The sequence below is a fragment of the Chenggangzhangella methanolivorans genome, from assembly GCF_019797865.1.
GTDB classification, from domain to species: Bacteria; Pseudomonadota; Alphaproteobacteria; order Rhizobiales; family Methylopilaceae; genus Methylopila; species Methylopila methanolivorans.
In genome coordinates this window covers 3,889,410-3,904,166 of record NZ_CP081869.1, presented here as the reverse complement: position 1 = coordinate 3,904,166, position 14,757 = coordinate 3,889,410, and the positions used below count along the sequence as shown (strand labels likewise).

10 protein-coding genes and 2 pseudogenes are annotated in these 14,757 nt (G+C 66.9%); 10 read left to right on the top strand and 2 right to left on the bottom strand.

From position 1 onward, the window contains the following. Positions 1-9 precede the first annotated feature (9 nt). Positions 10-936 carry an urea ABC transporter permease subunit UrtB gene (gene urtB / locus K6K41_RS20405; RefSeq protein WP_261402023.1) on the bottom strand — a complete coding sequence of 309 codons (927 nt, stop codon included), beginning with the start codon at positions 934-936 and terminating at the stop codon, positions 10-12. A gap of 161 nt (positions 937-1,097) precedes the next feature. Next, positions 1,098-2,357 carry an urea ABC transporter substrate-binding protein gene (gene urtA / locus K6K41_RS20400; RefSeq protein WP_261402022.1) on the bottom strand — a complete coding sequence of 420 codons (1,260 nt, stop codon included), beginning with the start codon at positions 2,355-2,357 and terminating at the stop codon, positions 1,098-1,100. Between the two features lie 278 nt (positions 2,358-2,635). Here urtA and K6K41_RS20395 point away from each other — a divergent pair, with 278 nt between their 5' ends. The 10 genes and pseudogenes from K6K41_RS20395 (at position 2,636) to ureC (ending at position 14,601) form a co-directional block, all read left to right on the top strand. Beyond that, a complete protein-coding gene (locus K6K41_RS20395) occupies positions 2,636-6,013 on the top strand; it encodes a hybrid sensor histidine kinase/response regulator (RefSeq protein WP_261402021.1) in 3,378 nt (1,125 codons plus the stop codon). Continuing rightward, a pseudogene (locus K6K41_RS20390) lies at positions 6,006-6,913 on the top strand (response regulator transcription factor). The gene K6K41_RS20395 and the pseudogene K6K41_RS20390 overlap by 8 nt, the downstream one beginning before the upstream one ends. 30 nt (positions 6,914-6,943) lie before the next feature. After that, positions 6,944-7,720, top strand: a complete 777-nt coding sequence (locus tag K6K41_RS20385; protein WP_261402020.1) for an MOSC N-terminal beta barrel domain-containing protein — start codon at positions 6,944-6,946, stop codon at positions 7,718-7,720. A gap of 125 nt (positions 7,721-7,845) precedes the next feature. Next, a complete protein-coding gene (locus K6K41_RS20380; protein ID WP_261402019.1) occupies positions 7,846-9,012 on the top strand; it encodes a transporter substrate-binding domain-containing protein in 1,167 nt (388 codons plus the stop codon). A gap of 14 nt (positions 9,013-9,026) precedes the next feature. Then, positions 9,027-9,635, top strand: a complete 609-nt coding sequence (locus K6K41_RS20375) for an ANTAR domain-containing response regulator (RefSeq protein ID WP_261402018.1) — start codon at positions 9,027-9,029, stop codon at positions 9,633-9,635. 306 nt (positions 9,636-9,941) lie between these two features. Continuing rightward, positions 9,942-10,978, top strand: a pseudogene (locus tag K6K41_RS20370) (aliphatic amidase). 60 nt (positions 10,979-11,038) lie between these two features. Continuing rightward, positions 11,039-11,503 carry an urease accessory protein UreE gene (gene ureE / locus K6K41_RS20365; RefSeq protein WP_261402017.1) on the top strand — a complete coding sequence of 155 codons (465 nt, stop codon included), beginning with the start codon at positions 11,039-11,041 and terminating at the stop codon, positions 11,501-11,503. A gap of 171 nt (positions 11,504-11,674) precedes the next feature. Beyond that, complete coding sequence (locus K6K41_RS20360; protein WP_315855063.1) at positions 11,675-12,166, top strand: urease accessory protein UreF; 492 nt, start codon at positions 11,675-11,677, stop codon at positions 12,164-12,166. A gap of 18 nt (positions 12,167-12,184) precedes the next feature. Further along, a complete protein-coding gene (locus K6K41_RS20355; protein WP_261402016.1) occupies positions 12,185-12,877 on the top strand; it encodes an urease subunit gamma in 693 nt (230 codons plus the stop codon). Between the two features lie 11 nt (positions 12,878-12,888). After that, positions 12,889-14,601, top strand: coding sequence for an urease subunit alpha (gene ureC / locus K6K41_RS20350; protein ID WP_261402015.1), 1,713 nt, complete (start codon positions 12,889-12,891; stop codon positions 14,599-14,601). Positions 14,602-14,757 lie beyond the last annotated feature (156 nt).

Below are 14,757 nucleotides of genomic sequence, written 5' to 3'. Positions count from 1 at the left end.
CGCGGCTCCTCAGCGACGGACCTTGAGGGTGAACAGGCCCTGCGGCCGCAGCATCAGGATGCCGACGACGGTGAGCAGGGTGATGACCTTGGCCATCGAGCCGGAGAGGAAGAACTCCAGCGTCGACTGGGTCTGCGAGATCGAGAAGGCCGAGGCGATGGTGCCGAAGAGGCTCGCGGCGCCGCCGAAGACGACGATCAGGAAGGTGTCGACGATGTAGAGCTGGCCGGCGGTCGGGCCGGTGGAGCCGATCATCGTGAAGGCCGAGCCCGCGACGCCGGCGATGCCGCAGCCGAGGCCGAAGGTGAGGCGATCGACCTTTTCGGTGTCGATGCCGACCGCGCCCGCCATCTGGCGGTTGAGCACCACGGCCCGGATCTGCTGGCCGAAGCGCGAGCGGAAGATCATGAAGAACACCGCGACGGTGATCAGCAGCGTCAGACCCATCACGAACAGGCCGTTGATCTGGACCTCGACCACGTCGGTGACGGGCAGGGAGCCCATCATCCAGTCGGGCAGCGTGACGCCCACTTCGCGCGGGCCGAAGACCGAGCGGTAGACCTGCTGAAGAATGAGGCTGAGGCCCCAGGTCGCGAGCAGCGTGTCGAGCGGGCGCTTGTAGAGGCGCTTGATCAGCGCCCATTCGACCAGCATCCCCAAGGCTCCTGACGCGCAGAACGCCAAGGCCATCGCCACGAAGAAGTAGATGGGAAACAGCGAGGGCAGGTGCTCGGTGAAGAACACCGACGTCAGCCAGGTGACGTAGGCGCCGAGGATCATGAACTCGCCATGGGCCATGTTGATCACGCCCATCTGGCCGAAGATGATCGCGAGGCCGAGCGCCATCAGCAGATAGACGGAGAAAAGGATCAATCCCGCGAAGCCCTGCATCGCGAAGATCGATCCGAGATCGCCGAGCGAATATTCTCCGAACATGTGCGTGTCCCCGCGAAAACGCCGTCGTCCCGGACGGCCAAGGCCGATTCAGGATCGTCTTGCAAACGAGGCGCCGATCGCTGCGCCATGCCCGGAAGACGATCCCGGCAGAAAGCTCGCGGGGCCGGAACGCTTCTCGGCGTCCGGCCCCGGCGGTCACATCACTGGTAGCCCTTGGGGAAGGGGTTCGGCTCGATGAGGTCCGGGCTCTCGTAGACCACCTTGAACTGGCCGTCCTTCTGGGCGAGGCCCACGCGGGTCTTCGACCAGAGGTGATGGTTCGCGTGAATCTTGACGTAGCCTTCCGGCGCCTTGGTGAACTCGATGCCGTCGGAGGCGGCGGCGATCTTGTCGACGTCGAAGGAGCCCGCCTTCTCGACGGTCATTTTCCAGAGCCAGGGGCCGAGATAGGCGGCCTGGGTCACGTCGCCGATGACGGTCTTCTCGCCCCACATCTTCTTGAACGCCGCGACGAATTCCTTGTTGTTCGGATTGTCGAGCGACTGGAAGTACTTCATGCAGGAGTAGGCGCCCGCGATGTTCTCGCCGCCGATGCCGTCGATCTCGTCCTCGGTGACCGAGATCGTCATCAGGATCTGCTTGTCGAGATTGATGCCGGCGGCCTTGAGCTGCTTGTAGAACGCCACGTTCGAGCCGCCGACCACGTCCGTGAAGATCACGTCGGGCTTGGTCAGCTTCAGCTTGTTGATCACGGAGTTGAACTGGGTGTGGCCGAGCGGGAAGTACTCCTCGCCGACGACCTTCGTTCCCTTCATGAAGTTTTCGATGTGCTTGCGCGCGATCTTGTTCGACGTGCGCGGCCAGATGTAGTCCGAACCGATGAAGTAGAAGGTCTTGGCGCCCTTCTCCTTCACGACCCAGTTCAGCGACTCGAGGATCTGCTGGGTGGCTTCCTGGCCGGTGTAGATGACGTTCTTCGACTGCTCGAGGCCTTCGTAGAAGGTCGGGTAGTAGAGCATGCCGTTGTACTGCTCGATGACCGGCAGCACCGCCTTGCGCGAGGCCGAGGTCCAGCAGCCCATGATGGCCGCGACCTTGTCCTGCACGAGCAGCTTCTTGGCCTTCTCGGCGAAGGTCGGCCAGTCGGACGCGCCGTCTTCCTGGATGAACTTGATCTTGCGGCCGAGCACGCCGCCCATGGCGTTGATCTGCTCGATCGCGAGCTTCTCGGCCTGGATCGAGCCCGTCTCCGAGATCGCCATCGTGCCGGTCGCCGAATGCAGGATGCCGACCGTCACCTCGGTGTCGGTGACCGCGAGCCCGGTCGTGTTCACCGCCGAGGTGGCGGGCGCCTGGGCGAAGGCGGTCTTCGGCAGCAGGCCGGCCAGCGGCGCGGCCGCCATGCCCATGAGAATCTGTCGGCGCAGCCGCGAATGGCCAGCCTCGTCATGTTCCGCCATCAAACCCTCCGTCGGCCAGTCCCCGCGACTGGCTATCGATCGTCAGGCTCGCGCGATTTTTGCGTCGCAGCATATACGTTGGTTGACGTATATGGACCGCCGGACGCCCTGCTTAGGGTCGCGTCTCGCGCGCGAAACCATTGGCGCGAATGGGAGATCGCGGCTCAACCTCCGGCGCGGCAAGAGTCTTGCTCCACAAAGGCGAGATTGTCTGGGAGGCGGTTTTTTGCACTGCGTTAAGGCAGGGCGTGGCGATTTTGCGTTCAGGAGCGCAGATCTTGACTGATCGGCTCCGCATCGTCCCCGTTCGCCGTCGCTACAATCAGTTCGTCGCGAACGAGACGCTCGAGGACTATGCGCTGCGCTTCACCGCCAAGGCGCGGCGCTGGTCGGCGGTCCGGGTCGGCAACACGGCGCTCGGCGCGGTGTCGTTTCTCGCGCTCGAGGCGATCGGCGGCGCAATCACGCTGAGCTACGGCTTCGAGAACGCGCTTGCGGCGATCGTCGTGGTCTCGGCGCTCATTTTCCTCACTGGCCTCCCGATCGCCTATTACGCGGCCCGCGACGGGCTCGACATCGACCTGCTGACCCGCGGCGCCGGCTTCGGCTATATCGGCTCGACCATCACGTCGCTGATCTACGCCTCCTTCACCTTCATCTTCTTCGCGATCGAGGCCGCCATCATGGCGCTCGCGCTCGAGCTCTGCTTCGGGCTGCCGCTCGCGATCGGCTACATCGTGTCGGCCGTGGTGGTGATCCCGATCGTCACCCATGGCATCGCCTGGATCAGCCGGTTCCAGGTCTGGACCCAGCCGCTCTGGATCATCCTGCACCTCACCCCGCTGATCTTCATCGCCGCCAAGGGCGATGCGAGCTTCGCGCAATGGATCGGCTACGAAGGAGCGAACCCGCATGGCGGAACGCTGAACCTGCTCGGCGCGGGCGCCGCGGGCGCGGTCGTGTTCGCGCTCGTCGCGCAGATCGGCGAGCAGGTCGACATCCTGCGCTTCATGCCCGAGCGCAAGGTGAGCGGCCGCGCCGCCTGGTGGTCGGCGCTGCTCGCGGCGGGGCCAGGCTGGATCATCCCCGGCGCGGTCAAGATGCTGATCGGATCGTTCCTCGCCATCCTCGCGCTCCGCCACGGCGTGCCCGCAAGCCACGCCGGCGAGCCGACCCAGATGTACCTCATCGCCTTCGGCTACGTGACCTCGTGGCCGGCGGTCGCGCTCGGGTTGACGGCAGCTTTCGTGGTGGTGTCACAGCTCAAGATCAACGTCACCAACGCCTATGCGGGCTCGATCGCCTGGTCGAACTTCTTCTCGCGGCTCACCCACGCCCATCCCGGCCGGATCGTGTGGCTGTTCTTCAACGTCGGCATCGCCGTCCTTCTCATGGAGGCCGGCATCTACAAGACGCTTGAGCACACGCTCGGGCTCTATTCGATCGTGGCGGTCGCCTGGCTCGGCGCGCTGGTGGCGGACCTCACCATCAACAAGCCGCTGGGCTTGAGCCCCAAGCGCATCGAGTTCAAGCGCGCCCATCTCTACGACATCAACCCCGTGGGCGTCGGGGCCATGGTGGTGGCGACCGCGGTCGCCATGGTCTCCTACGCCGGCGCCTTCGGCCCCTACCCTCAGGCGCTCGCGCCCTTCGTGGCGCTGCTCGTCGCCATGGTCGCGGCGCCGCTGATCGCGATCGCGACCGGGGGGAAATATTATCTCGCGCGCAAGCCCCGCGCCGAATGGCGACTGCGCCCGTCTCTCACCTGCAAGGTCTGCGAGAACGCCTTCGAGCCCGAGGACATGGCGCACTGCCCGGTCTATTCGGGCGCGATCTGCTCGCTCTGCTGCTCGATCGACGCGCGCTGCCGCGACGGCTGCAAGCCGCATGCGCGCTACCAGGCCCAGGTCGTCGACGTCATCACAGCGCTGATGCCGCAACGCTGGATCGCGCGGCTGAACACCCGCACCGCGCATTTCTCGGGCGTGTTCGCGACCCTACTCGGGATCCTGAGCCTCGTCCTGCTGCTCGTGCACTTCATCGCGGCCAAGACGGCACCCGAGGAGGCCGCGGCCGTCGCAGGCACGCTCTGGGCGGTGTTCCTGATCCTCGCCATCATCGCGGGCGTCGCAGCCTGGTTGTTCGTTCTCGCGCATGAAAGCCGCGAGATCGCGCAGGAGGAATCCTCGCGCCAGACCTCCGCGCTGATGCGCGAGATCGAGGCGCACAAGAAGACCGACGCCGCGCTCCAGCGCGCCAAGGAAGTGGCCGAGGCCGCCAATCTCGCTAAAAGCCGCTATGTGGTCGGCATCAACCACGAGCTCCGCACGCCGCTCAACGCCGTGCTCGGCTACGCGCAACTGCTTGACGCGGAATCCGGCCTGTCTCCGAAAGCCCAGACGGGCGTGCGCGTCATCCGCCGCAGCGCCGAGCACCTTGCGGGCCTGCTCGACGGGCTGCTGGACATCGCGAAGGTGGAGGCGGGCCGGCTGAAGCTCTCGCGCGAGGACATCTGGACTCGCGAATTTCTCGCCCAGCTCGCCGACATGTTCCGTCTTCAGGCCACGGCCAAGGGCGTCGATTTCGCCTTCGAGGGCGACGGCGCGCTGCCGCCGGTGGTGCGCGGCGACGGCAAGCGGCTGCGGCAGGTGTTGATCAACCTGCTGTCGAACGCCGTGAAGTTCACCGACGCCGGCAAGGTGACGCTGCGCGTGACCTATCGCAGCCAGGTGGCGACTTTCGAGATTCTCGACACCGGTCACGGCGTCCGGCCGGAGGACCGCGACCGCATCTTCGAGCCCTTCGAACGCGGCGGCGCGGCGCTCGCCAACCTCCAGCCCGGCATGGGGCTCGGCCTCACCATCACCAAGCTGCTGGTCGAGGTGATGGGCGGCGAAATCTCGCTCGAAACGGAGGCCGGGCGCGGCAGCGCCTTCAAGGTCAAGCTGATGCTGCCGCACGCCGCGAACGCCCGCCCGCCGGTCGTCGCGACCGAGCGCGTCGTCGGCTATCTCGGGCGGCGGCGGCTCGTGCTCGTGGTCGACGACGACGGCGACCAGCGCAATCTCATGCGCGAGACGCTGGAGCCGATCGGCTTCACGATGCTCTCCGCGAACGACGGCGCGGCGGCGCTGCACATCACGTCGCACCGCATGCCGGACCTCGTGCTGCTCGACGTCTCGATGCCGGGAAAATCCGGCTGGGAGATCGCCCGCGAGCTTCGCGAGGCCGCGCCCGACATCCGCATCATCATGATGTCGGCGAACATTGGCGAATCATCGGGACAGGAGGGGCGCGCGCCGGACCACGACGCCGCGATGCCGAAGCCGATCGACCTGCAGGCGCTGCTCGGCCATGTGGAGCGCCTGCTGCGACTGACCTTCGTGACCGAGACCGAGGCCCCTTCCTTAGCCCCTCTCCCCGTCCTCGACGCGCCGCCGCCGCGGCCCTCCGCCCGCCATGTCGAGGAGCTGACCCGGCTCGGCGAAATGGGCTACATCGCGGGCATAGAGGCCAAGCTTATCGAGCTCGAAACCGCAGATCTCGGCGCCGGCCCCTTCGTCACCGCCGCGCGCGAAAAGATCCGCGCCTTCGATCTGCGCGGCTATATGAAGATGCTCGAGCCTGAGACGACGCGGGAGCGCGGCGATGTCTGAAGGCGGCGGCCGCAGCGTCGTCCTGGTGGTGGACGACAGCCCCGAAACGCTCGCGATGCTGACCGCGGCGCTCGAAAGCGCCGACATGCTCGTGCTCGTCGCGATCGACGGCGAAAGCGCGATCGCGGCCGTGCGCCACGCCGCGCCCGACCTCGTGCTGCTCGACGCGGTGATGCCCGGCCTCGACGGCTTCGAGACCTGCCGGCGCCTGAAACGCCTGCCCGAACTCGCCGACGTGCCGATCATCTTCATGACCGGACTCAAGGAGACCGACCGGATCGTCGAGGGCTGGAGGCCGGCGGCGTCGACTATGTGACGAAACCGATCGTGCTCGACGAGCTCATCGCCCGCATCCGCGTCCACATCGGCAACGCGCGCAAGTCGCGCAGCGCCCGCGCGGCGCTCGACACCACGGGGCGCTACCTCTTCGCGGTGAACGGCGCCGGCCGCATCGTCTGGTCGACCCCGCAGGCCAACCGCCTGCTCGCGCTCGCCGAGGCGGCAGAGGACGGCGACCAAAAGCTCCCCGCCGCGCTCTCGCGCTGGCTCTCGGCCCGGCAGGACGGACGCTCGGACCTCGCCCCTCTGAAGCTCGAAGCCGTCGGCGGCGCGCTGTCGATCGCCTTCGTCGGCCGCGCGGACCGCGACGAGATCCTGCTGCGCGTCACTGAGGAGAGCGGCGCCGACCATGCCGCGGTCTTCCGCGAAAAGCTCGGGGTCACGGCGCGCGAATCCGAGGTGCTGCTCTGGATCGCGCGCGGAAAATCAAACCGCGACATCGCCGACATCCTCGGCATGAGCCCGCGGACCGTGAACAAGCATCTCGAGCAGATCTACGTGAAGCTCGGGGTCGAGAACCGCGCCGGCGCCACGGCGGTCGCGGTCAGGCATATGGGCTGACCGCCCCACATTTTCCTTCTGGAGCATCCAATGAGCGTCGGTTCCGTCTCCGCCCTGTGGCGATATCCGGTGAAGTCGGTCCTCGGCGAGCAGGTCCGGTCGGCCTCGTTGACCTCGGTCGGCATCGAGCTCGACCGGGCGTTCGCGATCATCGACGTCGAGAGCGGCAAGGTGGCGAGCGCCAAGCGGCCCCAGCTCTGGCGCAAGATGCTTGATGTCGGTCGCCGAAGGGGGGACACGATCCGGTTTCCGGACGGCGAGACCATCGGCGTCGCCGAGGCCGGGATCGACGAGAAGCTGAGCGCCTTCCTCGGCCGGGCGGTCAGAATGTCGACGCAGGCGGCGCCGACCGACTCGCTCGACCGCGCCATCCCCGAGGAGGTGCTGGAGCGCGGCGAAGGCGGCGAGGCCGGCTCGACGCATCTCGTTCTGGCGCAGGCCTCCCCCGACGGCGGCTTCTTCGATTACGCGCCCTACCACGTCATCCTGCGCTCGAGCCTCGACCATGTGCGCGACGCGATCGGCGACGACAGCATCCTGGTCGAGCGCTACCGGGCCAACATCGTCATCGACATTCCGGGCCTCGAACCTTTCGCCGAGAACGGCTGGGCTGGCATTGAGCTGAAGATCGGGCCAAACGCCGTGCTGTCCTTCATCGGGCGACGCCGCGCTGCTCGGTGCCGATGCTGGCCCATGGCGAGCTGCCGCAGGCGCCGGGCGCGCTCACCAAGCTCGTCGAACTCAACCGGATCGAGCTGCCGGAGTTCGGCCCGGCCTCTACCTGCCTCGGGGCCTTCGCGGTGCTGAAGACGCCGGGCGTCGCCTCGGTCGACGCGCGGTCGAGCTCGTCTCCTGACGATTTGTCCTTGTTCGCAAGGGCGCGCGCGGTCCAATGATGCCGGGCGATTGAACGTTTTCGTGGAGTTTAAGACGTGTCGGGCGGGCCTTGGCGTATCGGCGTTCTGTTTTCGAAGACCGGGGTCACGGCCGACATCGAGACCGCGCAGCTCAACGCCACGCTGCTCGCGATCGAGGAGATCAACGCGGCCGGCGGCGTGCTCGGCCGCGCGGTCGAGCCACTCGTGCGCGACGGCGCCTCGGATCCGAAGCGCTTCCGGCAGGAGGCCGAGCGCCTCATCGGGCAGGACGGCGTGAAGCTGCTGCTCGGCTGCTACATGTCGAGCTGCCGCAAGGCCGTGCTGCCGGTCATCGACGGCCAGCGAGGCCTGTTGTTCTATCCGACCTTCTATGAAGGCTTCGAGTTTTCGCGTGAGGTGATCTACACCGGCGCAGTCGTGAACCAGAACGCGTTCCAGCTCGCCAAATACATGCTGGCGCGACACGGCCAGCGCGTGCTGATCGTCGGTTCGAACTACATCTATCCTTACGAAACCAACCGCGTGATGAGCGACTTCGTCGTCCAGTCGCGCGGCAAGGTGGTGGACGAGATCTATCTCCCGCTCGAGGCCGACGCCTCGAGCCCGGAGATCGGCCGGCTGATCAAGCGCATCCGGAAACACGAGCCGGACTTCATCTTCTCGACCATCGTCGGCCGCTCGACGGCGAGTTTTTACGAGGCCTATGCGGAGGCCGGCCTCTCTTCCCAGAACATGCCGATCGCGAGCCTCACCACATCCGAGGTCGACGTCGCCAACATGGGCGCCGGCGTCGCCGAGGGGCACATCTCGGCCGCGACCTTCTTCTCGACGCTCCAGACGCCTGCAGCCAGAAGGTTCACGGCCGCCTATCGCGCCAAGTACGGACAGGCGGCCCCGATCCCCTCGGCCGCGGAGGCCGCTTACCTCCAGACCCACATCGCGGCGGCGGCGCTGGCGCGCGCCGGCACGGACGATCCCCGCCGCGTGCTTGAGGAGATCAAGGAGGTCGAGTTCGACGCGCCGCAGGGACGCGTCCGGATCGATCCCGACAACCACCACGCCTATCTCTGGCCGCGGGTCGCGCGGGTCGACGCGAACGGCGAGTTCCAGATCGTCTGGAACCCGGGCGTGCGGGTGAAGCCCGACCCCTATTGCGTCGACCAGCGCATCGACGACTGGTCGGCCGATTTCGTCGAGGCCCCGGCCTCGGGCGGGCGCTGAAGGCGGCCCGGGTCATGGCGATCCAGATCCTTCGCGACATCCGGGGTCTTCGGGTTCACGCGATCCATCCGAACGACACGGAGGGGCGCGAGCTCGTCGAACACCTGAAGCGCATCGGCTGCTTCGTCGAGACCGTGTGGCCGATCCCTGACAGCTTCCCGGCCGCCGCCGACGTGGTGCTGCTCGCGATCGAGCAGGAGGACCGCGACGCGCTTCAGCGCCTGCTGAAAACCCGCAGCGACGCCTCACCCACGCTTATCGCCATCGTCGGCTACGAGAACCCGGCGACGCTCGCGCTCGTGCTTGAAAGCGGCGCGCTCGCTGTCGTTGAGCGGCCCATAAAACCGTTCGGCCTGCTGACCCAGATCGCGCTCGCGCGCTCGCTCTGGTTCGAGCGTCGCGAACAAGGCAAGCGGCTGCGCAAGCTTGAACGCAAGCTCACCGGCATCCAGCAGATCCAGAAGGCCAAGACGATCCTGATGGAGAGCCAGGGCATCACCGAGGACGAGGCGTTCCAGTCGATCCGCAAGCAGGCGATGGCCAAGCGCGTGCCGATGGAGGAGCTCGCTTCGGCGATCATCAACGCCAACGAGCTCTTGAACTTCAAATCCAATGGTGCTTAGCTGGACGCATCGACTGACCGCGACGCTGCGGTGAGGCGGTTTTTCCGGTCCACAGAGCTGTCGGCCCGGTACAGGCTATGTAGCCCGCCAGATCCTCACTTGAGGAACTGACGGGCTTTTTTGTTTTTCGGCCTCGAGCGACTTCACATCGCTTGCGGAGACGTTGATCTGCGCCCTGTCGATCGCGCGACGTCTGTGCGAGGACTTTGCGCAATTGGACATCACATCTGCTGGCGGCGATCGCCCGCGGCGCAGGCGCGTCGTGGCCGGGGCTCCGCACGCCCGGCGACTGAGGAGACACCGGACATGCTTCACGGCGATATCGGATCGAGCAAGGACACCGTCGGCGTGGCGGTCGTGAACTACAAGATGCCCCGGCTGCACACCAAGGCAGAAGTGCTGCAGAACGCCAAGGCGATCGCCGACATGGTGGTGGGCATGAAGGCGGGCCTCCCCGGAATGGATCTCGTGATCTTCCCCGAATATTCGACCCACGGGATCATGTACGACTCCAAGGAGATGTACGACACGGCCTCGGCGATCCCGGGCGAGGAGACCGAGATCTTCGCCGACGCCTGCCGCAAGGCGAAGTGCTGGGGCGTATTCTCGCTCACCGGCGAGCGCCATGAGGAGCACCCGAACAAGGCGCCGTACAACACGCTCATTCTCATGAACGACAAGGGCGAGATCGTTCAGAAGTACCGCAAGATCATGCCCTGGGTGCCGATCGAGGGCTGGTATCCGGGCGACTGCACCTACGTGTCGGAAGGGCCGAAGGGCCTCAAGATCAGCCTGATCATCTGCGACGACGGCAACTATCCGGAGATCTGGCGCGACTGCGCGATGCGTGGCGCAGAGCTCATCGTGCGCTGCCAGGGCTACATGTATCCGGCCAAGGGAGCAGCAGGTGGTGATGGCGAAAGCCATGGCCTGGGCCAACAACACCTATGTGGCGGTGGCGAACGCGACCGGCTTCGACGGCGTCTACAGCTACTTCGGCCATTCCTCGATCGTCGGCTTCGACGGCCGCACGCTCGGCGAATGCGGCACGGAGGAACGGGGTCAACTACGCCCAGCTCTCGGTGTCGCTCATCCGCGACTTCCGCAAGAGCAGCCAGTCGAACAACCACCTCTTCAAGCTCGTCCACCGCGGCTATACGGGCATGATCAACTCCGGCGACGGCGACAAGGGCGCGGCCGAGTGCCCCTACGACTTCTACAAGCGCTGGATCGCGGACCCGGAGGGAACGCGCGAGATGGTCGAGGCGATGACGCGCCCGACGGTCGGCACGGATGAGTGCCCGATCGAGGGCCTGCCGACCCCCGCGACCGCCCATCGCTGAACTTTCTTTCGCGCGGCGGCGGCGTAGTATCCGCCGCCGCGCCAGTTCCGGAATACGCCAATGCTGCACATCGACAGCGTCGTCGGCGACCGCGCCGACCATGAGCTTCACCATCGCTTGCACCATCTCGAGCACGCCCAGGCCGTGGACGAGGTGTTCATCGCGCGCGCGGACATGGATCGGCGCCGCCTGCGCGTGACGACCCCGAAGGGCGAGGACCTCGCCATCGCGCTGCCGCGCGACCAAAAACTGTTCGACGGCGCGGTGCTGTTCATTGACGACACCCGCGCCATCGTGGTGCGGGCCGAGGTCGAGCGATGGCTGCGCCTTCAGCCGAGTTCGATCGCGGAAGCCGTCGAGCTCGGTTACCACGCGGGCAACCTGCACTGGCGCGTGCGCTTCGAGGGTGAGTGTCTGCTCGTCGCGCTCGAAGGCCCGGCCGACGCCTATTACGCCCGGCTCGACAACATCTTTGGGGGCCGCCGCATCCGCAGCGCGCTGGTGACCGAGCAGGCCGCGGCGTGATCGGCGAACTGCTCGCGATCTGGCAGGCCGACACGGCGTTCCCGAGCGGGGCGTTCGCCTTCTCGAACGGACTCGAGGGCCTCGCGGCGCTCGAAGGCGGCATGGACGCTGGCCGGCTCGAAGCCGTGATCGAGGGCGCGCTCCGCCGCCGCTGGGGCGACGGCCGATCGCGTGGCGCTGCTGAAAAGCTTCGACGACGCCGAAAACCTCGACGCCGTCTGCGAGATCGACCACGAGGTCGAGGCCGCGACGCTCTCCGAACCTTTCCGCTCAGGCTCCCGCCGCAACGGCGCGAGCCTGCTCGCCGCCCATGTGCGGATCGAGACGCCGGGCGCGGCGGCGTTCCAGGCGCGGGTGCGCAAGGGCGACACGCCCGGGCATCTCGCGGTCACGCAAGGGCTGGTCTGGCGCGGCGCGGGGCTCGATCGCGATGGCGCGGTGCGGGCGTCGGGCTACATGGCGGTCTCGGGCTTCACGACCGCCGCGGTCCGGCTCGGACTCGTCGGCGCGGTCGCGGCGCAGACCGCGGTGCGCCGCCTGCTGCCGGTGATCGCCGAACTCGCCGGGAGCGAACCGCCGGACGAAATAGAAAGCTTCGCGCCCCTTCTCGACATCGCCGCGGCGCGTCACGCCCGCGGCGACCTCCGCCTCTTCTCGAACTGACAAGGTCGAGACCCAAAGATGCTGCTGACCCCGACCGAACTCGAACGCCTCACCATCTTCACCGCGGCCGAACTCGCCCGGAAACGGCGCGCCCGCGGGCTGAAGATGAACTACCCCGAGGCCGTCGCGATCATCACCGACGAGATCCTGGAAGGCGCCCGCGACGGCCGCACGGTGGCCGACCTCATCGGCTTCGGCGCGACCGTTCTGACGAGCGCCGACGTGATGCCGGGCGTCCCCGCGATGCTGCACATCCTTCAGGTCGAATGCGTGTTTCCGGACGGCACCAAGCTCGTCACCGTCCACGAGCCGATCCGCCCCGCCGAAGGCTCGGCGGCTGATCCCGTCCAGCCCGGCGAGACGCTCGCGCTCGACGGCGAGATCGAGCTCAACGAGGGACGCCCCCGCGTCACCCTCTCGGCGACCAATTCCGGCGACCGCCCGATCCAGATCGGCTCGCACTTCCACTTCTTCGAGGTGAACCGCGCCATGGAGTTCGACCGCGCGGCGGCCTTCGGCATGCGGCTCGACATTCCTGCCGGCACGGCGGTGCGCTTCGAGCCCGGTCAGACCAAGGAGGTCACCCTGACGACCTTCGGCGGAAACCGGTTCGTGGGCGGCCTGAACGGGCTCGGCGGCGACACCACGAGCGAGGACGTGAAGCGCGAAGCGCTCGAAAAGGCGCGAACCGCCGGCTTCCGCGGGGCTTGAGGACGAAAACCATGGTCAAGATCGTCCGCAAGGACTACGCCGCCATGTACGGCCCGACCGTCGGGGACGGCCTGAGGCTCGGCGACACATCGCTCGTCGCCGTGGTGGAGAAGGATTACGCGGCCTATGGAGACGAATGCCTCCATGGCGGCGGCAAGACGCTGCGCGACGGCCTGGGCCTCGCCGCCGGCATCACCAACGCCGAGGGCGCGCTCGACTTCCTGCTCTGCAACGTCACCGTGATCGACGCGGTGCTCGGGATCGTCAAAGGCGATCTCGGCATCAAGGACGGCAAGATCGTGGGCGTCGGCAAAGCGGGGAATCCCGCCGTCATGGACAAGGTCGATCCGCGCCTCATCGTCGGCGCCGGCACCACTGTGCGCGACTGCGAAGGCCTGATCGCGACCGCAGGCGGCATCGACGTGCATGTGCACTTTGATAGCGCAGGCCTCGTCGAGCACGCGCTCGCGTCCGGCCTCACCACCATGCTCGGCGGCTCGCTTGGGCCGATCACGGTCGGCATCGATTCCGGCGGGCCGTTCAACACAGGCAAGATGCTGCAGGCCTCGGAAGCCTGGCCGATGAACTTCGGGTTCCTGGGCCGCGGCAACAGCCACATTCCGGGCTGCCTCAAGGAGCAGCTCGAGACCGGGTGTCTCGGCCTAAAGATCCACGAGGACTGGGGCGCGATGCCCGCGACCATCGACGCGTGCCTCCGCTCGGCGGACGAGCTCGACTATCAGGTGCAGCTGCACACCGATACGCTGAACGAAAGCGGCTTCATGGAGGACACGTTGGCCGCGATCGCGGGCCGGACGATCCATATGTACCACACCGAAGGCGCGGGCGGCGGCCACGCGCCCGACATCATCACGGTGGCGGGCGTCGCGCATTGCCTGCCCTCTTCGACGAACCCGACCAACCCCTACACGGTCAACACGTTCGACGAACATCTCGACATGACGATGACCTGCCACCACCTCAATCCGGCGATCCCGGAGGACGTGGCCTTCGCGGAGAGCCGCATCCGCGCGCAGACCATCGCGGCCGAGGACATCCTCCACGACATCGGCGCAATCTCGATGCTTGGCTCCGACAGCCAAGGCATGGGCCGCATCCACGAGGTGATCTGCCGGACCTGGCAGCTCGCTTCCAAGATGAAGGACCAACGCGGGCTGCTGCCGGAGGAGAAGCCCGGCTTCGGCGACAACGAGCGCATCAAGCGCTACATCGCGAAATACACCATCAACGCGGCAAAGACCTTCGGCATCGCGGACCACATCGGCTCGCTCGAAGACGGCAAGATGGCCGACATCATCATCTGGCGGCCGGCCTTCTTCGGCATCAAGCCGGAGCTCGTCATCAAAAGCGGCTTCATCGCCTGGGGAACCATGGGCGACAGCGCCGCCTCGCTGATGACTTGCGAGCCGCTGCTGCTGCGCCCGCAATGGGGCGCCTTCGGCAAGGCGGCGCCGGCGCTCTCCGCCTGCTTCGTGCATCCGCTCGCGATCGAGCGGGGCCTGCGTGAGGAGCTCGGGATCTCCAAGCTGCTGCTGCCGGCGCGCGGCACGCGGGGGCTGAAAAAGTCCGACATGCTGCACAACGACGCTTTGCCGAACATCCGCGTCGACCCGCAGACCTTCGACGTCTTCGTCGACGGCGAGCTCGCCACCTGCGAGCCGGCGACCGAGCTGCCGCTCGCGCAGCGCTACATGCTGAGGTGAGCGCAATGCTAGAGACCAAGGCGGAACACGCCTCGACGCTCTCGCCCCCTCCCCCTTGTGGGGAGGGTAAGGGTGGGGGTGGTTCAGAACAAAACGCCGCCGCCGAACGTAGAGCTGCGGCTATCTTCGAACCTCATCCGGCGTCACCCCCACCCC

What these genes read in the sequence shown, in the direction of transcription:
- urtB (WP_261402023.1), bottom strand. Translation starts at nt 936, where the DNA reads ATGTTCGGAGAATATTCGCTCGGCGATCTCGGATCGATCTTCGCGATG.
- urtA (WP_261402022.1), bottom strand. Translation starts at nt 2,357, where the DNA reads ATGGCGGAACATGACGAGGCTGGCCATTCGCGGCTGCGCCGACAGATT.
- K6K41_RS20385 (WP_261402020.1), top strand. Translation starts at nt 6,944, where the DNA reads ATGAGCGTCGGTTCCGTCTCCGCCCTGTGGCGATATCCGGTGAAGTCG.
- K6K41_RS20375 (WP_261402018.1), top strand. Translation starts at nt 9,027, where the DNA reads ATGGCGATCCAGATCCTTCGCGACATCCGGGGTCTTCGGGTTCACGCG.
- ureE (WP_261402017.1), top strand. Translation starts at nt 11,039, where the DNA reads ATGCTGCACATCGACAGCGTCGTCGGCGACCGCGCCGACCATGAGCTT.
- K6K41_RS20355 (WP_261402016.1), top strand. Translation starts at nt 12,185, where the DNA reads ATGCTGCTGACCCCGACCGAACTCGAACGCCTCACCATCTTCACCGCG.
- ureC (WP_261402015.1), top strand. Translation starts at nt 12,889, where the DNA reads ATGGTCAAGATCGTCCGCAAGGACTACGCCGCCATGTACGGCCCGACC.